17 protein-coding genes are annotated in these 18,458 nt (G+C 66.8%); 10 read left to right on the top strand and 7 right to left on the bottom strand.

Going from position 1 to position 18,458, the window contains the following annotated elements:
* Positions 1-147 precede the first annotated feature (147 nt).
* Positions 148-1,200, top strand: coding sequence for a tartrate dehydrogenase (locus IEW19_RS12860; protein ID WP_188572023.1), 1,053 nt, complete (start codon positions 148-150; stop codon positions 1,198-1,200).
* Between the two features lie 6 nt (positions 1,201-1,206).
* Here IEW19_RS12860 and IEW19_RS12855 read toward each other — a convergent pair whose 3' ends face one another.
* A complete protein-coding gene (locus IEW19_RS12855) occupies positions 1,207-1,875 on the bottom strand; it encodes a GntR family transcriptional regulator (protein ID WP_188572053.1) in 669 nt (222 codons plus the stop codon).
* Positions 1,876-2,000: 125 nt separating this feature from the next.
* Between IEW19_RS12855 and glyA the strand changes: the two genes are divergently transcribed.
* Genes glyA through purU form a run of 7 tightly spaced genes read left to right on the top strand, consistent with a single transcriptional unit; the run spans position 2,001 to position 10,858 of the window.
* Complete coding sequence (gene glyA / locus IEW19_RS12850) at positions 2,001-3,341, top strand: serine hydroxymethyltransferase (protein ID WP_188572022.1); 1,341 nt, start codon at positions 2,001-2,003, stop codon at positions 3,339-3,341.
* Positions 3,338-4,558, top strand: a complete 1,221-nt coding sequence (locus IEW19_RS12845) for a sarcosine oxidase subunit beta family protein (RefSeq protein WP_188572021.1) — start codon at positions 3,338-3,340, stop codon at positions 4,556-4,558. The genes glyA and IEW19_RS12845 overlap by 4 nt, the downstream gene beginning before the upstream one ends.
* A 30-nt stretch (positions 4,559-4,588) precedes the next feature.
* Positions 4,589-4,960 (top strand): sarcosine oxidase subunit delta, encoded by a 372-nt coding sequence (locus tag IEW19_RS12840; protein ID WP_188572020.1) that lies wholly within the window; start codon positions 4,589-4,591, stop codon positions 4,958-4,960.
* The gene (locus IEW19_RS12835) at positions 4,957-7,899 is read left to right on the top strand and encodes a sarcosine oxidase subunit alpha family protein (protein WP_188572019.1); all 2,943 of its coding nucleotides are present in this window, start codon (positions 4,957-4,959) and stop codon (positions 7,897-7,899) included. Before IEW19_RS12840 ends, IEW19_RS12835 begins: the two co-directional genes overlap by 4 nt.
* Positions 7,892-8,542: a sarcosine oxidase subunit gamma gene (locus IEW19_RS12830; protein WP_188572018.1), complete on the top strand. Its 651-nt coding sequence runs from the start codon at positions 7,892-7,894 to the stop codon at positions 8,540-8,542. The genes IEW19_RS12835 and IEW19_RS12830 overlap by 8 nt, the downstream gene beginning before the upstream one ends.
* Positions 8,542-9,957 (top strand): L-serine ammonia-lyase, encoded by a 1,416-nt coding sequence (locus tag IEW19_RS12825; RefSeq protein WP_188572017.1) that lies wholly within the window; start codon positions 8,542-8,544, stop codon positions 9,955-9,957. Before IEW19_RS12830 ends, IEW19_RS12825 begins: the two co-directional genes overlap by 1 nt.
* 4 nt (positions 9,958-9,961) lie before the next feature.
* Positions 9,962-10,858, top strand: a complete 897-nt coding sequence (gene purU, locus IEW19_RS12820) for a formyltetrahydrofolate deformylase (RefSeq protein WP_188572016.1) — start codon at positions 9,962-9,964, stop codon at positions 10,856-10,858.
* A gap of 11 nt (positions 10,859-10,869) precedes the next feature.
* On the opposite strand, the gene IEW19_RS12815 is transcribed toward purU, so the two are convergent.
* On the bottom strand, positions 10,870-11,547 hold the full coding sequence (locus tag IEW19_RS12815; RefSeq protein WP_188572015.1) for an AmiS/UreI family transporter: 678 nt from the start codon (positions 11,545-11,547) through the stop codon (positions 10,870-10,872).
* Positions 11,548-11,755: 208 nt separating this feature from the next.
* Between IEW19_RS12815 and IEW19_RS12810 the strand changes: the two genes are divergently transcribed.
* Positions 11,756-12,421, top strand: coding sequence for a DUF1345 domain-containing protein (locus IEW19_RS12810; protein WP_373283606.1), 666 nt, complete (start codon positions 11,756-11,758; stop codon positions 12,419-12,421).
* 105 nt (positions 12,422-12,526) lie between these two features.
* On the opposite strand, the gene IEW19_RS12805 is transcribed toward IEW19_RS12810, so the two are convergent.
* The 5 genes from IEW19_RS12805 to IEW19_RS12785 all read right to left on the bottom strand — a co-directional run bounded on the left by IEW19_RS12805 (position 12,527) and on the right by IEW19_RS12785 (position 16,440).
* Positions 12,527-12,703: a CsbD family protein gene (locus tag IEW19_RS12805; RefSeq protein ID WP_188572013.1), complete on the bottom strand. Its 177-nt coding sequence runs from the start codon at positions 12,701-12,703 to the stop codon at positions 12,527-12,529.
* Positions 12,704-12,929: 226 nt separating this feature from the next.
* The gene (locus IEW19_RS12800; protein ID WP_188572012.1) at positions 12,930-13,916 is read right to left on the bottom strand and encodes an NAD-dependent epimerase/dehydratase family protein; all 987 of its coding nucleotides are present in this window, start codon (positions 13,914-13,916) and stop codon (positions 12,930-12,932) included.
* A gap of 97 nt (positions 13,917-14,013) precedes the next feature.
* Positions 14,014-14,388, bottom strand: a complete 375-nt coding sequence (locus IEW19_RS12795) for a cupin domain-containing protein (protein ID WP_188572011.1) — start codon at positions 14,386-14,388, stop codon at positions 14,014-14,016.
* 151 nt (positions 14,389-14,539) lie between these two features.
* Positions 14,540-15,298 carry a ThuA domain-containing protein gene (locus tag IEW19_RS12790; protein ID WP_188572010.1) on the bottom strand — a complete coding sequence of 253 codons (759 nt, stop codon included), beginning with the start codon at positions 15,296-15,298 and terminating at the stop codon, positions 14,540-14,542.
* Complete coding sequence (locus tag IEW19_RS12785) at positions 15,298-16,440, bottom strand: Gfo/Idh/MocA family protein (protein ID WP_373283604.1); 1,143 nt, start codon at positions 16,438-16,440, stop codon at positions 15,298-15,300. Before IEW19_RS12785 ends, IEW19_RS12790 begins: the two co-directional genes overlap by 1 nt.
* A gap of 523 nt (positions 16,441-16,963) precedes the next feature.
* On the opposite strand from IEW19_RS12785, the gene IEW19_RS12780 reads away from it, so the two are divergent.
* Positions 16,964-18,256 carry an ammonium transporter gene (locus IEW19_RS12780; protein WP_188572009.1) on the top strand — a complete coding sequence of 431 codons (1,293 nt, stop codon included), beginning with the start codon at positions 16,964-16,966 and terminating at the stop codon, positions 18,254-18,256.
* Positions 18,257-18,458: the final 202 nt, after the last annotated feature.

The raw sequence follows: 18,458 nt of genomic DNA, 5'->3' as shown, positions 1-18,458 counted from the left end.
TACGGAAGTATTCCACGTCACACGCCCAAGGCGTTCGACGGCGGCACCGTACTTCCGCCGTTTGGTCCCGGCCGGCCGCACACGGTAATGCCAACTCCGACTTAGGCTTTACCCACACGTATGAACGCCGGAAATGATAGGAAACACATGAGCCGCAACTTCACCATCGATTCAATTCCCGGTGACGGCATCGGCGTGGATGTCACCCAAGTAGCCATGGAATGCGTCGACGCGGCCGCCGCGCTGCACGGCTTTACCGTTTCATGGCGGATACGCGATTGGAACAGCGATCTGTACGTCAAGACCGGCAGGATGATGCCCGTTGACGGCATCGAGCAACTCAGCAGCGGCGACGGCATCTACTTGGGCGCGGTGGGAACCCCGGATGTCCCGGACGACGTGACCCTGTGGGGGCTGCTGATTCCCATCCGCCGCGAGTTTGACCAGTACATCAACCTGCGCCCCATGAAGCTGCTTCCCGGCGTCACCGGTGCGATGCCCGGGATCGAAGACCTGGACATCGTGGTGGTGCGGGAGAACGTCGAAGGCGAATACTCGCAGATCGGCGGCCGCTTCGGCGCCGGGACGGATGCGGAATTCGCCGTCCAGGAGAGCGTGTTTACCAAAGCCGGCATCAGCAGGGTGGCGCGTTATGCAGCGGAAGCTGCTGCCGGCCGTGGCGGAACGCTGGTTTCCGCCACCAAATCGAACGGCATCATCCACACCATGCCGTTTTGGGATGAAGTGGTGGCCAGGACAGTGGCACAGTTCGCCGGCGTCACCGTGGACAAGGTGCTCATCGATGCCCTCGCCGCCCGGCTCGTCATGAAGCCCACCAGTGTCCGCACCATCGTGGCGTCGAACCTGTTTGGGGACATCCTGTCCGACCTGGTGGCTGGAGTAGCCGGCTCAATCGGCATCGCGCCGAGCGCCAACCTGAATCCGGAACGACGGTACCCGTCGATGTTCGAGCCGGTCCACGGTTCAGCCCCGGACATCGCCGGCAAGGGCATCGCCAACCCCGTGGGCGCCCTCTGGGCTGCGTCCATGATGCTGGAGCACCTGGGAGAGGTGGCGGCGGCCCGGTCCCTGACGGCCGCGTTCGAATCCACGCTCGCAGACGGCATCGCCACCCCGGACCTGGGCGGATCGGCCACCACCATGGAATTCGCGAAGGAAGTGCGCGACCGTCTACGGTAGTTCCGCCTAGAGCACGCTGCGGATGGCCTGCTCAAAACTGGTGACGTGCTCCAGGGCGAGCTTGCCCGCCCGGTCCGAGTCGCCGTCGGCCACTGCCTCCAGCAGCTCCACGTGCTCGGCAATGTGCTCCGCCACGGAGGGAACCTTTTCCAGCACCATGCACCAGATGCGGGTGGCAAGGTTGTCGTAGCGGATCAGGACGTCCTCGAGGTGGGTGTTGGCAGCCGCCCGGTAGATCAGGCGGTGGACCTTGATGTCGTACCGCATGAGGTCATAGGGATCGTACCCGTCCCCCATCTTGGCGATCGCCGCCGCGGTCTCGCGGATCTCCTTGCGCAGCGCCGGCGTGGCCAGCTTTGCCGCGCGGCGGGCAGCCAGGGGTTCCAGGGACTCGCGCAGTTCGGACACGTCCGCGAGTTCGGTGATGTCGACGATGGTGGCAAACGTTCCGCGGCGCGCGTAGGACACCACCAGGTGGTCGCTTTCGAGCCGTTTGAGCGCTTCCCGGACAGGCGTGCGGCCGATCCCGAGTTCGGCGGCCAGCTTGCCGTCGTTGATCGCCTCGCCGGGCCGGATGTCAAGCATGATGAGGCGGTCCCGAAGATGCCGGTAGGCCTGCTCGGCGAGCGAGAGGTCCCCCTCGCCGGCCAGGTGGTTCTCCAATGTGACGCTCATTTCGAGCTCTCCCAAGGTTGCTATTGACGGCACTGTGATTTCAAACATACTATGATGTTAGTTCTAATATATCAGTTGCAGATCAGTTATGGATCAGTAACTCCGAAGGGCTCAAAAGGAGAAACATGCAGGACGTACTCAACGCCTCGCTCGCCACGGTGGACGCCGACGTCGCCGCCGCTGTGGCACAGGAACTGCACCGCCAGCAGTCCACCCTGGAAATGATTGCGTCGGAGAACTTCGCTCCGTCCTCCGTCATGGAGGCCCAGGGCTCGGTCCTCACCAACAAATACGCCGAGGGCTACCCCGGCAAGCGCTACTACGGCGGCTGCGAGCATGTTGACGTCATCGAGCAGCTGGCCATCGACCGCGTGAAGGCACTGTTCGGTGCCGAGTTTGCCAACGTGCAGCCGCACTCCGGCGCCCAGGCCAACGCCGCAGCCATGTTCGCCCTGCTGAACCCGGGCGACACCATCCTGGGCCTGTCCCTGGCGCACGGCGGCCACCTCACCCACGGCATGAAGATCAATTTCTCCGGCAAGCTCTACAAGGTGGTCCCGTACCACGTCCGTGAATCCGACCTCCGCGTGGACATGGCGGAAGTGGAGGCACTCGCCCTGGAGCACAAGCCCAAGCTGATCGTGGCCGGCTGGTCCGCCTACTCCCGCCAGCTGGACTTCGCAGAGTTCCGCCGCATCGCCGACCTCGTGGGCGCCTACCTCATGGTGGACATGGCACACTTCGCCGGCCTGGTTGCCGCCGGCCTGCACCCCAACCCCGTCCCGTACGCGGACGTGGTCACCACCACCACCCACAAGACACTGGGCGGTCCCCGCGGCGGCGTCATCCTGGCAAAGGAGGAATACGCCAAGAAGATCAACAGCGCCGTGTTCCCCGGTCAGCAGGGTGGTCCGCTGGAGCACGTGGTGGCCGCCAAGGCCGTGGCGTTCAAGCTCGCAGCCGCCCCCGAGTTCAAGGAACGCCAGGAGCGCGTCCTGCAGGGGGCCAAGCTCCTGGCAGACCGCCTCCTCAAGGATGACGTGGCAGCCGCCGGCATCTCCGTGGTCAACGGCGGCACCGAGGTCCACCTGGTCCTGGTGGACCTCCGCCATTCCGAACTCGACGGCCAGCAGGGCGAGGACGCGCTGCACAAGATCGGCATCACGGTAAACCGGAACGCCGTGCCGTTCGACCCCCGCCCCCCGATGGTCTCCTCCGGACTCCGCATCGGCACCCCGGCCCTGGCCGCCCGAGGCTTCGGCGCCGCGGAGTTCACCGAGGTTGCGGACATCATCGCGACGGCGCTGATCGCCTCAGCCGGCACCGGCACCCTGCCCGGGGACACCGCCGTCGAACTCCGCGCACGCGTGACCGCCCTGGCCGAAAAATTCCCCCTCTACCCGCACCTCTCCGCCGACGCCAGCCTGGCCCGCATCGAGGCAGACCTGATTGGAGCCGCCCAGTGAGCACCCAGCACCTTCCGGAGCACCCCGACTTCCTCTGGCGGAACCCGGAACCCAAGTCCTCCTACGACGCCGTGATCGTGGGCGGCGGCGGGCACGGCCTGGCCACTGCGTACTTCCTGGCCAAGAACCACGGGATGACCAACATCGCCGTCCTGGAAAAGGGCTGGCTGGCCGGCGGTAACATGGCACGGAACACCACCATCATCCGTTCCAACTACCTCTGGGACGAGAGCGCCGCCATCTACGAGCACGCGCTCAAGCTGTGGGAGATCCTGCCCGAGGAACTCGAGTACGACTTCCTCTTCAGCCAGCGCGGCGTGATGAACCTGGCCCACACCCTGGGCGACGTACGGGAGAGCATCCGCCGCGTGGGCGCCAACAAGCTTAACGGCGTGGACGCTGAGTGGCTGGACCCGCAGCAGGTCAAGGAACTCTGCCCCATCCTGAACATCCGGGACAACATCCGCTACCCCGTCATGGGCGCCACTTACCAACCCCGCGCAGGCATCGCCAAGCACGACCACGTGGCCTGGGCCTTCGCCCGCAAGTGCGACGAAATGGGCGTGGACATCATCCAGAACTGCGAGGTGACGGGCTTCCTCAAGGACGGCGAGCGCGTGGTGGGCGTTAAGACCAGCCGCGGCACCATCAACACCGAAAAGGTGGGCCTCTGCGCCGCCGGCCACAGCTCCGTCCTGGCCGAAATGGCCGGCTTCCAGCTCCCCATCCAGTCCCACCCCCTGCAGGCCCTGGTCTCCGAACTGCACGAGCCCGTCCACCCCACCGTGGTCATGTCCAACCACGTCCACGTCTACGTTTCGCAGGCGCACAAGGGCGAACTGGTCATGGGCGCCGGCGTGGACTCCTACAACGGCTACGGCCAGCGCGGCTCCTTCCACGTGATCGAGCAGCAGATGGCGGCCGCCGTCGAACTCTTCCCAATCTTTGCCCGGGCCCACGTGCTCAGGACCTGGGGCGGCATCGTGGACACCACCCTGGACGCCTCTCCGATCGTCGGCCTGACCCCGGTGGAGAACATGTTCGTGAACTGCGGCTGGGGTACCGGCGGGTTCAAGGGCACCCCAGCCGCGGGCATGACCTTCGCACACACCGTCGCCACCGGCGCCCCGCACAAGCTGAACCAGCCGTTCTCGCTGGAGCGCTTCGAAACCGGCGCCCTCATCGACGAACACGGCGCCGCCGCTGTGGCCCACTAGCCGCCCGCCACCAGAAAAGGACTTACGCACATGCTGCTGATCCCATGCCCCAACTGCGGCCCGCGGGACGAAACCGAATTCCACTACGGCGGACAGGCCCACGTCCCCTACCCGGAGAACCCCAACGAGCTGACCGACACGGAATGGTCCCGCTACCTCTTCTACCGCGAAAACCCCAAAGGCATCTTCGTCGAGCGCTGGGTCCACAGCACCGGCTGCCGCCAGTGGTTCAACATGCTCCGCGACACTGTCAGCTATGACATCCAGGCCGTCTACCCTATGGGAGTGCCGCGGCCCGCCGCACCCCTCCCGCCGGCAGCCGACACCGGAACCGCAAGCACCGGCGCCGCCAGCACCACCCCCCTCAGCCCCAGCACCGCCCCGGAAGGAGCCACCAAGTGACCTCGCAGAACGCCCGCCTGGCAACCGGCGGCCGCATCGACCGCACCATCTCCTGGCGCTTCACCGTGGACGGGGAGGAATTCACCGGCCACCCCGGCGACTCCCTGGCCTCGGCCCTGCTGGCCAACGGCCGCATCGCCGCCGGCAACTCCCTCTACGAGGACCGGCCCCGCGGCATCATGTCCGCCGGTGTGGAAGAGGCCAACGCGCTGGTCCGCGTGGAGGCCCGGTTCCCCGGCCACGTGGCCGAATCCATGCTCCCCGCCACCACCGTCTCGCTGGTGGACGGGCTTAAGGCCACCCTGCTCAACGGCCTGGGCAAACTGGACCCCGAGGATGACCGCGCCGAATACGACAAGAAGTATGTCCACACCGACGTCCTGGTGGTAGGCGGCGGCCCCGCCGGGCTTGCCGCAGCCCGCGAGGCTGTCCGCACCGGCGCCCGCGTGATGCTGCTGGATGACCAGCCCGAACTCGGCGGCTCCCTGCTCTCCACCTCCACCGCCGAAGACTTGGCCGAGACCATCGAGGGCAAGCCCGCCCTGGAATGGGTTGCAGACGTCGAAGCCGAACTGGTTTCCGGCGCGGAATCCACGGTACTGAACCGCACCACCGCATTCGGCGCTTACGACGCCAACTATGTGATCGCCGTGCAGAACCGTACCGACCACCTCTCCAGCCCGGCAGCTCCCGGTGTGTCCCGCCAGCGGATTTGGCACATCCGTGCCAGCCAGGTGGTCATCGCCCCGGGCGCCCACGAACGCCCCCTGGTGTTCGAGAACAACGACCGCCCCGGCATCATGCTGGCCTCCGCCGTCCGCACCTACCTGAACCGCTACGGCGTGGCGGCCGGCAAGCGCGTGGTGCTCAGCACCACCAACGACAGCGCCTACGCCGTCGCCGCCGACCTCGCCGCCGCAGGCGTCAGGGTCGCAGCGGTGGTGGACGCGCGTCCCGCGCTGACCCCGGCGGCCAGTGCCGCCGTCGAATCCGGGATCCGGGTGCTGATCGGCAGCGCCGTTGCCAATACCTCCGCGGATGCGGCAGGCCGGCTGGATGGCGTCACCGTCCGCAGCATCAACGACGACGGCGAGCTCACCTCCGGCGTCGAACAGATCGCCGCCGACCTGCTGGCAGTGTCCGGCGGCTGGAGCCCGCTGGTGCACCTGCACTCGCAGCGGCAGGGCAAGCTGCGCTGGGACGACGCCCTCGCAGCCTTCGTTCCCAGCACCGAGGTGCCTGACCAGCAGACCATCGGCGCCGGCCGCGGCTCCTTCGCCACCGGCGACTGCATCGCCGAGGGCATCTCCGCCGGCGCGAAGGCCGCGATCGCCGCCGGCTTCGAATCCGCCGTCGCGCCCTCCGTCCTTGGCGAGCCGAAGGCGTCCGCTCCCACCCGCCAGCTCTGGCTGGTACCGGGGGAGAACGGTACCCCGGACGACTGGCACCACCACTTCGTTGACTTCCAGCGCGACCAGTCCGTGGCGGACGTCCTGCGCTCCACCGGTGCCGGCATGCGCTCGGTGGAACACATCAAGCGGTACACCTCCATCAGCACGGCCAACGACCAGGGCAAGACCTCCGGCGTCAACGCGATCGGCGTCATCGCCGCCGCACTGCGCACGGCCGGCGAAGCCTCCCGCGGCATCGGCGACATCGGCACCACCACCTACCGCGCCCCGTTCACCCCGGTGGCCTTCGCAGCCCTGGCAGGGCGCCAGCGCGGTGAGCTGTTCGACCCCGCCCGCGTCACGTCCATCCACCCCTGGCATGTTGCCAAGGGTGCCCTGTTCGAGGACGTCGGACAGTGGAAGCGTCCGTGGTACTACCCGCAGGCCGGGGAGGACATGGACGCCGCCGTGCTGCGCGAATGCGCCGCCGTCCGCGAATCCGTCGGCTTCATGGACGCCACCACCCTGGGCAAGATCGAGATCCGCGGCAAGGACGCGGGGGAGTTCCTGAACCGGATGTACACCAACGCGTTCAAGAAGCTCGCCCCCGGCTCGGCACGCTACGGCGTCATGTGCACGCCGGACGGCATGATTTTCGACGACGGCGTGACCCTCCGCGTTGACGACGAAACCTACTTCATGACCACCACCACCGGCGGCGCCGCCAAGGTCCTGGATTGGCTGGAGGAGTGGCTGCAGACCGAGTGGCCGGAGCTGGACGTGAAGTGCACCTCGGTGACGGAGCAGTGGAGCACCATTGCCGTCGTGGGGCCCAGGTCCCGTGAGGTCATCGCAAAGGTGGCGCCGGAACTGGCAGCAAACGGCGGCCTGGACGCCGAGGCCTTCCCGTTCATGACCTTCCGCGAAACCACCCTCGCCTCCGGCGTCCGCGCCCGGATCTGCCGGATTTCTTTCTCCGGCGAGCTGGCCTACGAGATCAACATCCCGGCCTGGTACGGGTTGAACACCTGGGAGGCCGTGGCGGCTGCCGGGGCGGAGTTCAACATCACGCCCTACGGCACGGAAACCATGCACGTGCTCCGCGCGGAGAAGGGGTACCCGATCGTCGGGCAGGACACCGACGGCACCGTCACCCCGCAGGACGCCGGCATGGAGTGGATCGTTTCCAAGGCCAAGGATTTCATCGGCAAGCGCTCCTACGCCCGGGCGGATGCCCAGCGTGAGGACCGCAAGCACCTGGTCAGCGTCCTTCCGGTGGACGGAACGCTGCGGCTGCCCGAAGGCACCCAGCTCGTGGAAAAGGGACGCTCCACCAACCCGGCCTACGGCCAGGTGCCGATGGAAGGCTTCGTCACCTCCAGCTACCACAGCGCAGCCCTGGGCAGGTCGTTCGGCCTGGCCCTGATCAAGAACGGCCGCAACCGGATCGGCGAAACCCTGGTGGCCGCCGCAGGTGACCAGCTGGTGGACGTTGTTGTCGCAGAAACCGTACTTTTTGACCCCGAAGGGACCCGTAAAGATGGCTGAAACAGCAGCATCCCCGACCTCCGCAAAGAACCCTGCAGACAAGAACCTCGCCGCCCGCCTCAGCCCGGCCCGCCAGCTGGCGGAGGCGTTCCAGGCAGGCTCCCTGGCCGGCACGGTTGAGCTCTCCGAGCTGCCCTTCCTCACCATGGTGGGGGTCCGCGCGGACGCAGGCTCGGAAGCGGCAACACGGCTGGCCGCCGTGACCGGCGGCCTTCCCGCCGGATCCGGTGCGGTGGCCGGCAACGGCGATGTGTCCGTCCTGTGGCTGGGACCCTCCGAGTTCCTGGTGGTTGCACCCACCGAGGCACACGAGTCCCTGGGCGGCGACCTCATCCCAGCACTCCGGGACGCCCTGGGCGGCGACGCCGGCCAGGTGGTGGACCTCTCCGCCAACCGCACAACGTTTGAGCTCACGGGTCCCCGGGCCCGCGCCGTCCTGGAAAAGGGCTGCTCGCTGGACCTGCACCCCCGGGTGTTCAAGGCCGGCACCGCCTTCTCCACGGAAATCGCTAACATCCCGGCGGTCCTGTGGAAGACCGGTGGGGAGACTTTCCGGGTCTTCCCCCGGGCTTCCTTCGCAGAGTTCCTTGGCCGTTGGCTGCTGGACGCCATGCGGGAGTACGCCTCGCCAGAGGTCCCCTGATGGCGCTCAGCGTCCTCGACCTCTTTTCTGTTGGCATCGGGCCCTCGTCGTCACACACGGTGGGCCCGATGCGGGCGGCCAAGCTCTTCGCGGACGGGCTGAAGGGTGACGGGCTGCTGGCCTCCACCGTGCGCGTCCAGTCGGAACTTTTTGGTTCCCTTGGCGCCACCGGGCGCGGCCATGGTTCCGACAAGGCGGTGGTCCTGGGACTGCAGGGCCTCGAACCGGAAACAGTCAACACCTTCACCGCCGATGACCAGGTGGCCGCTGCCGCCCTGAACGCCGAACTCCAGGTCGCGGGATCGCACCGGGTGGACTTCAACTGGGAAGAGGACGTGGTGCTGCACCGGCGCAAGTCCCTCCCTGCCCACCCGAACGGCATGACCTTCCGGGCCCTGGACCACGACGGCGCCGTGCTGAGCAAACGGAGCTTCTACTCCATCGGCGGCGGGTTCGTGGTGGACGGCGACGCCGAGGGCGCGGACAAGGTAATGGCGGACGACACCGTCCTGCCCTACCCGTTCTCCACGGGAGACGAGCTGCTGCAGATCTGCAGCCGCGAGGGCATGTCCATCTCGGACGTCATGCTCGCCAACGAACTCACCTGGCGCACGGAGGCCGAGCTTCGGGAGAAGCTGCTGGGGCTCTGGGCCGTCATGCGCGAATGCGTGGAGAACGGCTGCAGCGCGGAAGGCATCCTGCCCGGCGGCCTCAAGGTGACCCGGCGGGCGCCGTCACTGTTCCGTACGCTCACGGCCTCGGCGGAAACCGCCGAAGCCGCAGCAGCAACGCCGTCGCCCGTCCAGGCACCGGCGGATCCGCTGCTGGCCATGGAGTGGGTCAACCTGTTCGCGCTCGCCGTGAACGAGGAGAACGCTGCAGGCGGGCGGATCGTCACAGCTCCCACCAACGGGGCCGCCGGAATCGTGCCGGCCGTCCTGCACTACTACATCAAGTTCGTTCCAGGAGCTGACGACGACGGCGTCGTCCGCTTCCTGCTGGCGGCGGCCGCCGTCGGAATCCTGTTCAAAACGAACGCTTCCATCTCCGGCGCCGAAGTGGGCTGCCAGGGGGAGGTGGGCTCCGCCTGCTCGATGGCCGCGGCCGGGCTCTGCGAAGTGCTTGGCGGAACGCCGGCGCAGGTGGAAAACGCCGCCGAGGTGGGGATCGAACACAACCTGGGCCTGACCTGCGACCCCGTGGGCGGCCTGGTCCAGATCCCCTGCATAGAGCGGAACGCGATCGCCAGCGTGAAGGCGATCAACGCGGCCCGGCTGGCCCTGCATGGCGACGGCAGCCACAAGGTCTCGCTGGACAAGGCGATCAAGACAATGCGTGACACCGGAGCCGACATGAAGACCAAGTACAAGGAAACCTCCCGAGGAGGCCTGGCCGTGAATGTGATCGAGTGCTGAAGCCATGACTGTTACTGAAACCCATATCCCCAGCCCCAAGGCGCCCACCATGGTGGAACATGTCCTGACGCTCGACTGCCCTGAAGGGCCCGGCATTGTGCATGCCGTTTCCGGCTTCCTGCTGGAGCACGGCTGCGACATCATCGACAACAAGCAGTTCGGTGAGCGCTCCGAGGGCCACTTCTTCATGCGTGTGCATTTCGTCTCCGAAGGAGACGAGTCCACACTTGATGTCTTGCGGTCCTCCTTTGGCCCCGTGGCGGAGAAGTTCGGCATGCGCTGGCAGCTGGAACGCAAAGGCGCCAAGCGCAAGGTGCTGATCATGGTGTCCAAGTTCGGGCACTGCCTCAATGACCTGCTCTTCCGGGCCCGCATCGGCGAACTGCCCGTGGAGATCGTGGCCGTGGTATCCAACCACCGGGACCACGAGGCACTGGTGGAGTGGCACGGCATCCCGTTCCACCACATCCCGGTCACCGCCGACACCAAACCCGCAGCCGAAGCCGCGCTGATGGAACTGGTGGACGGGCTCGACGTCGAACTCGTGGTGCTGGCCCGCTACATGCAGGTGCTCAGCGACGACCTGACCGGCAAGCTCGACGGCCGGGCCATCAACATCCACCACTCGTTCCTGCCCAGCTTCAAGGGCGCCAAGCCGTACCACCAGGCGTACGCGCGTGGCGTCAAGACCGTTGGTGCCACTGCGCACTACGTCAACGCGGAACTGGACGAGGGACCCATCATTTCCCAGCAGGTGGTGGACGTTGACCACACCTACGGGCCCGAGGACCTGGTGGCCGCTGGCCGCGATACGGAATGCAAGGCCCTCTCCAATGCCGTCAAGTGGCACTGCGAAGGCCGGGTCATCCTGCAGGGCAACCGCACGGTAGTGCTCCGGTAGCGGGTTCCCAACTAAAAACTGTCAGCGCGGCTGGCTGCCTTTTCGGCGGCCGGCCGCGCTTCTTTGTCCGCCCTCCGCACCCGGCCGGGGTGGGCTCCCGGCCCGCCACGTCCGCGGCGGGCCAAAACCCGTGACGCAGAGAAGAGTCCTGCCGCCAGGGCCGCTGCCAGCCACGCCACCCACATGCTCCGGGGCCACAAACCGGCCAGGCCAAGGAACGCAGGAACGGTGGCGGTCGCCTGGCTGGCCAGGACCAGCGACCATCCGGTGAACGGTTCCAGCCGCACGGCACCTAACGCTCCGGAGGCGAACAGCAGCCCCCAGAGCACCGCCCAGCACACCCAAAGCACGGCGAGCAGTGGATCGCTGCCGAGCCAGGCGCTTGCCAGCAGCAGGCCAAAGAACGCCACCATGCCGCAGAACCAGCCCAGGCCCTTTGAACCCAGGCCCAGCAGGACATCCAGCCCGGCATAGACATACGTCAGCCCGAACAGGAACATGCCGGCGGCCGTCATGAGCGCGGGCGCCGCGTTCCCGGCCAGGGAGAGATGCACGACGGCGAGCACCACCTGGGTGCCTCCGAGCACCAGGCTGAAGGTGGCGGCGTCGCGGCGGGGAAGATGCCCCAGCGTCGCCAGTCCGTTGACCAGCAGCGCAGCGCCGGAGAGGAGGAGGCAGACGTACGGCATCAGGCAGTCCCGCCTTGGACCGTGACCCATTCAAATTCCAGAAAGTGAAACGTCTTTGTCACATGATGGAGATTAGCGGAAGGGGGACAAGGGGCCTATCGGGCCTTGGTCGTAATCGGTTGGGAGGGCCGCGCCGACGCATCAAGAGGATCTCGACTCTTACCAGCCAAGCCCAAGCCTCGCGTGCCATGATCGGACAATGAAGTCCATGTCGACCACCGGTGATCTGCACCGGAACTTCAATTCCCGCGCTCACCACTCCAGGCTCCGCATGGCGGTGATGCTCGCCGTCGGCCTGGCTGCGGCGCTGGTGGTGGGAGCGCTTGGCAATTGGGCCTACGCGCCCGCCCTTGGCTGGGCAGCAGCCTCGGCCGCCTACCTCATCTGGGTGTGGAGCGTTATTGGGCGCCTGGGCCCTGCGGCCACTGCTGCCCACGCCCGGAGGGAGGATCCCGGCAGGGTCTTCTCCGATGCCCTGGTGCTCACCGCCACCGTGGCCAGCTTCGCGGGGGTGGCCCTGATCCTGCTTGATGCCTCCAATGAGCAGGGCGCAGCCAAGGATGTCACGGTGGCCATGGCCCTGGGCAGCATTGCCCTGTCGTGGTTCCTGGTCCACACCCTGTTCACACTCCGCTACGCCGCCATCTACTACCACGACGGGACCGGCGTCGATTTCAATGAGGAAGCCCAGCCCCGGTACTCGGACTTCGCCTACCTGGCCTTCACTGTGGGCATGACCTTCCAGGTGTCGGATACCGACCTGAAAACCAATGCCATCCGGTCCACCGTCCTGCGGCAGGCGCTGCTGTCCTACCTCCTGGGGGCCATTGTCCTGGCCACCACCATCAATCTGGTTTCGGGGCTCATCCACTAGGCCCGGCGCTGAGCAGTCATGCTGCTGCAGGATTTGCGCCACCAGCCCTGAAAACGCCAATGGGTGCAACTCCGGCTGGAGTTGCACCCATTGCTGCGGCGTCGGTTAGTCCTTCTTGAAGGCGTCCTTGACGTTCTCGCCGGCCTGCTTCAGGTCCGATTTGGCCTGGTCGCCCTTGCCTTCGGCCTTCAGGCTCTCGTCGCCCGTTGCGTTGCCGGCAGCTTCCTTGCCCTTGCCGCCAAGCTTTTCTGCAGCGTTGCCGATCTTGTCATCCAAACCCATGGAGTTGCTCCTTACCGTTGGTGCTCTCCCTGGCCAAAGCCAGAGCCTGACCCCTCCATACTAAGCATGCTTTCGAGTTTGGCACCCATCCGCATCGGGTTTTTGCCAGATATGAGGGCTTCCGGGCCCCTGAAGTCCTCGTACCTGCCAAAAGACTCGAGGGGATGGAAGGCGGAGCGAGGGGGAGGGGGTTAGGAGCGGCGGATAGCTTAGGCAGGAGCCGCCTTTAGCCGGCCGGGACGCCGAGCGGCCGCGCGACGTGCAGCTGGCCGTGGTCAATCAGCCAGTGGATGGATTCGAAGACGGCCTGCTCGGGCTCGTACCTCGGTTCGTAGCCCAGCACGGACGCGGCCTTCTCAATACTGAAGCAGTGGCTGCGGTAGAGATGCCCCCAGCTCGACTCTGCATGCTCACGGGAGGTGTTCTCGCGGAACCGCTCCCAGGTAACGCTCTCCAGCACGGCGGCGTGACCGAACCAGGCCGCGGCAATGTCCGCATAGCCGCGGACGGTGAAGGCCGTCGGGGCGACAATGTTGAAGTCCTCGCCGGCGGCAGCCTCCCGCCGCGCGATGGCTTTTTCGAAGGCCTGGGCAAGATCGTCGGCGTGCACGTGGTGCATCAGCTCCGCGCCGCTGCCGGGGATCCGGAGGGGCTGGCCGGCCGAGATGGTCTGCCAGACGGTGGGATCGAGGTTTCCCAGCGGGCCGATGGGATGCCAGCCCGGGCCCACGATGTGGCCGGGGTGCAGCGACGTGGTGGCCAGCCCGCCGCGCGCGGTTTCCTCCTGCAGCATCAGGGCGATCCGGTTCTTTTCGATTCCGTACTCGCCAAAGGGCTCGGCAGCCGAGTCCGACCCCTCCCTGATGGGAAGCTTCAGGCTCTGCCCGTACCGCCAGATGGAACCGCAGTGCAGCAGGTGCCCCACCTCGCCACGCAGGCTCCGCACCAGGGACGCTGCCGATTCGAGGGTGAAGCAGACCAGGTCCACCACAACATCCGGCCTGAGTGCGGCCACGCGGTCCCCGAACGTTCCGTCCCGGTCCTCCGCCTGCCGGTCCGCGATGACCGTGTGCACCTGCTGCCATTCCGGCTCGTCGGTGTAGGGCCTGCTGGTGCCGCGGCTGATGGTGGTGACGTCGTGGCCGGCGCGGACCAGGCGGGGGACCAGGAATGAACCGATGTGGCCGCTGCCGCCGATGACGGTGACTTTCATTGCTCTCCGATCGTTGTGTTCACCTCAACGGTAGGGCCCAGTCAGCAGTTAAGGGAGGTCCTGGCGGGCCTCCCTTATTCGTTTGCGCTGGCGGCGGTCAGGCGGGCTTGGCGAACTCGGCTGCACTCATGACCTCATAGCTGACGTAGGTCTCGTCGTTTTCCACCCAGGCGTCGTGTCCGGCGGGAATGGCGTAGGCGTCGCCGGCATGGATGGTCATCCGGCTCCCGTCGTCCAACTGCACGATCAGGGTCCCGGCGACGCAGACACCCAGGTGGTTGACCTGGCAGCTGTCCGTATGGACCACTGTCTTGACTGTCTCGGACCAGCGCCAGCCCGGCTCGAAGGTGAACCGGCCCAGCGTGGTGCCGCCCAACGTGACCACATCAACCTGGGTCTTGGGCGGGCGCCGCTTCTCGTCGGGTTCGTTGAAGGATTTGGATTCAAGGTTGTTGACCGTTACTGCGGGCATGTCTGGCTCCTCATGGGGAGTGGTTATGGAATTCATACCCAAGCGCGCTGAGCCGCTCCGGGAAAGGTCCGCCGGGGAGGGATGTGCCCGTCCAGAGCCTGCCGGACCTTGCGCTGCAACGATTTCACACTGCTCTTGCGCGCACCCGATGTCAATGGCGCTTTTCAGCCTCAAACCACTCCCGGGCCGGGTTGGTCACCTCCGGAACCGAACGGTGCAGCCCCGGCTGGGCAGCCCATTTCACACCGTTCGCGAGGACCCGCTGGACCTGCGGGTGGTGGTACACCGGGTATTCCTGGTCGCCGGGGCTGAAGTAGAAGATGCGGCCCCTGCCCCGGGTGAACGTGACGCCGGAACGGAACACCTCGCCGCCGGCGAATGAGCTGATGAAGATCAGGTCGTCCGGGTCAGGGATGTCGAACAGCTCGCCGTACATCTCCTGCTCGGGGATGACGATGGGACTGTCCACCCCTTCGGCAATAGGGTGCGATGGCTTCACCGTCCACACGAGTTCGCGCTCGCCGTCGTTCCGCCAGGCAAGGGAGCAGCTGGTGCCGAGCAGCTTGGTGAAGATCTTGGCGAAGTGCCCGGAGTGCAGGACGATCAGGCCCATGCCGCCGAGCACGTGCCGGTGGACGCGTTCGACGACGGCGTCACTCACCTCGTGGTGGGCCATGTGTCCCCACCAGAGCAGGACGTCCGTCTCCGCGAGCACCTCCTCGTCAAGGCCGTGCTCATCGTCCGTGGCGAGGACCGCCGTCGTAATGTCCGCATCGGGGTGGTGGGCGCGGAGCCCCGCGGCGATCGCTCCGTGGATGCCGTCAGGGTAGATGTCGCCGATGTGGGAGGGCTCGTTGATGGCCTCATGGACGCCCTCGTTCCACACCCGGATCCGCAGTTTGCCGTTCATTAGAGACGAACCTCCCTCTGCTCCCGCGCCGACTGGTAGCACGCGTCGATGATCTCTGCACGGTAGAGCGCCAGGGAGCCGTCATGTTTTGCCCAGGCCTGCTCGCCGCCGCGGACTGCCGTGACGAAGTCTTCCACCACGGCGTCGTGCGCGCGGCCGGGCAGCACCTGCGGCACGTAATCCGCTGACTCGCCGTCCCTGTCGGTGAACACCCGGAGCTGTCCGACCGGCGGGAAGGGAGCGCCGTGCACCTTGAGTTCCGCGCCGCCGTCCGTACCGTAGACGGTGAACTCCAGCTGGTCGTCCGTTTCCCGGTAGGTGGCCCAGCTGGCCTCGATCAGCAGGGTCCCGCCGCCCTCAAGCCGGAGGAAGGCCGAGGCGAAGTCTTCCACCTCGAAGGGGTGGCTGGAGGCCTGGGCTGAATACCGGCTTCCGCCGCCCCGGCCCTGCGGACCCAGCTCCGAGTGGGTGGCTGCGGAGACGGCCACCACCTTCGGTTCGCCGAGCAGGTGCAGTGCGTAGTCGAGGGCATGCACGCCGATGTCCGCCAGGGGGCCGCCGCCGGCGAGTTGGGGGTTGGTGAACCAGCTGCCAAGCGTCGGAATGCCGGAACGCCGCAGCCACGAGGCCTTGGCGTAGTACGGACGGCCCAGCCCACCGGCGTCGATGACCTCCTTCAGCGCCTTGATGTCGCCGCGGCGGCGGTGGTTGAAGGCGACGTCCAGGACGCGTCCGGCCTTGCGGGCGGCGTCCACCATGGCCTGGCCTTCGACGGCGTTGCGTGCGATGGGTTTCTCGCTCAGCACGTGGATTCCGCGCTCCAGCGCGGCGATGGCGATGGGTGCGTGCAGGAAGGTGGGCACCGCCACGCTGACGGCGTCCAGGCCGCCGTGCTCCAGCATGTCTTCCCAGTCCGCAAAAGCATCCGGAATCGAGTATTCGGCCTGCAGGGAGTCACGGAGGTCCTGCTCCATGCCCGCCAGGGACACAATGGTGACGCCGTCGAGGTCGGCATAGGCCTTCAGGTGCTGCTGCCCGGCCCAGCCGATGCCGACCACGCCCACCCTCAGGTCGGTGGAGGAAACACCTCCTGGCGTAGCTGCCTGCTGTCCTGCTGCCCCTGGGGACTGCTCATTGTTCACTGGTGGCTTCCCTTCTTCTGGCGGGGGAAGGGCTGCGTGCTGTTCAAGGGCTGGCTCCTTCGGGGTGGTTTGCTGCCCGGATTCCCCCAGCCTAGTCCTGCCCCGCCTTGGTCCTGCATTGCACGACGGCGTCACGCACGGCCCGCTCTCCGCCCACCCAGGTGCCGCCTGCCTCGGAAACCCGGGCTGCCGCCGTCGTGCCCATCCCGAAAAGGTGCCGACTGTGACGCGGCGAAAGGCCACACCTTACCGGAACATACAGCCGCGCAAGGTGCGCCACCACGTTTTCCGGCCCCTGAAACGGCAGGTGCTCCTGCGCGCTGCGTTACAGCTGAAACTCGCGTGTTAGTGGCCGAAACGACCATTTAACACGCCGGAAACCTACCCAAAAATAGCCGCCATACATTGGTAGCAGACGGCAAAGCCGCCCCTCCGCTGACCGTGGTTTCTCCGTCCACGTCCCATCCGCGGAACGGCTCTGACGGCAACTTACCGTTCTTTTCGCATCTTGAAAGGGGTTCCCATGGACTCGGGAAATGTCGCTTGGATTTTGGCCAGCTCGGCGCTGGTTTGCATGATGATCCCCGCCCTGGCCCTGTTTTACGGGGGCATGGTGGGGTCGCGCCGCATCCTCAACATGATGATGATGTGCTTTGGCGGCGCCAGCCTGGTGGCCGTCCTGTGGGCCCTGTTCGGGTACTCGATGGCCTTCGGCAACTCCGTGGGCGGCCTGGGCCTGATCGGTGACATCACCGAATTCCCCGGCATGGGCCAGCTGCTGGCCAAGGACGATGCTGCGTCGATTCCGGTCATCCTGTTCGCCGCGTTCCAGCTCTTCTTCGCCTGCGTCACCACCGCGCTGGTCGCCGGGGCCGCTGCCGGGCGCATGAAGTTCGGCGCCTGGATGCTGTTCGCCGGCATCTGGGCCACGGTTGTGTACTTCCCGATCGCGCACTGGGTGTTCGCATTCAACTCGGCGGACGGCAGCAGCGTCGGCGGGTGGATCGCCAACGGCATCAAAGCCATCGACTTCGCCGGCGGCACCGCGGTCCACATGAACGCCGGCGCCGCCGCCCTGGCCCTGGCCCTGGTCCTTGGCAAGAGCTCCGGCTGGCCCAAGGTTGAACACGCCAAGCCGCACAGCCGGCCCCTGGTCCTGCTGGGCGCAGGCCTGCTGTGGGTGGGCTGGTTCGGCTTCAATGCCGGCTCCGCGCTCGCCGCCGGCCAGTCCGCGGCCGTGGTCTTCCTCAACACGGCCGTCGCAGCCTCCGCCGGCCTGCTCGCCTGGGCCCTTGTGGAGCGGTTCCGCCATGGCGCCGCCACCAGCATGGGCGCCGCGTCCGGCCTGATCGCAGCGCTGGTGGCCATCACCCCCGCCTGTGGCGCCGTCAGCCCGCTGGGCGCCCTGGCCATCGGCGCCATCGCCGGGGCCGTCTGCTCGCTGGCCATTGAATGGAAGTTCCGCCTCGGTTTCGACGATTCCCTCGACGTCGTCGGCGTCCACCTGGTGGGCGGCATCATCGGCACCCTGCTGATCGGCCTTTTCGCCACCGACAAAGCGCCCAACGGCGTCAGCGGCCTGTTCTACGGCGGCGGCTTCCAACAGCTGGGCGTCCAGGCCCTGGCCACCGTCACGGTATTGGTGTACTCCTTCGGCATCACGTGGGTCCTGGCCAAGATCCTGGACAAGGCAATGGGCGGCCTCCGCATCAAGCCCGAGGACGAACTGCGCGGCATCGACCTCGCAGCGCACTCCGAGCTGGCCTACCTGATGGACGAGGACCCGGTGGAACTGGGCTCGCCGCAGCGGGTCTAGCTCCCCTCGGATTCGAGCTAACACACATCCAGCGCAAGCTGCTGCCGGGCGCCCGCCTGCTGGGGGCGGCGCCGGCGCACGAAAAATACGGCGCGGTTTCCGCGTCCCAGCGCACGAGTCAGGGCCAAACCTCGGACCGGTGCCGGCAACCGCCGGCTTATAGTTCCGGGGTTTGGCCCTTCGTTGTGCCTGGGCCTAACGT

This window comes from Arthrobacter liuii, assembly GCF_014639275.1.
GTDB lineage: Bacteria > Actinomycetota > Actinomycetes > Actinomycetales > Micrococcaceae > Arthrobacter > Arthrobacter liuii.
The sequence above is the reverse complement of the archived record's forward strand: the minus strand, read 5'-3'. Positions and strand labels throughout refer to the sequence as shown.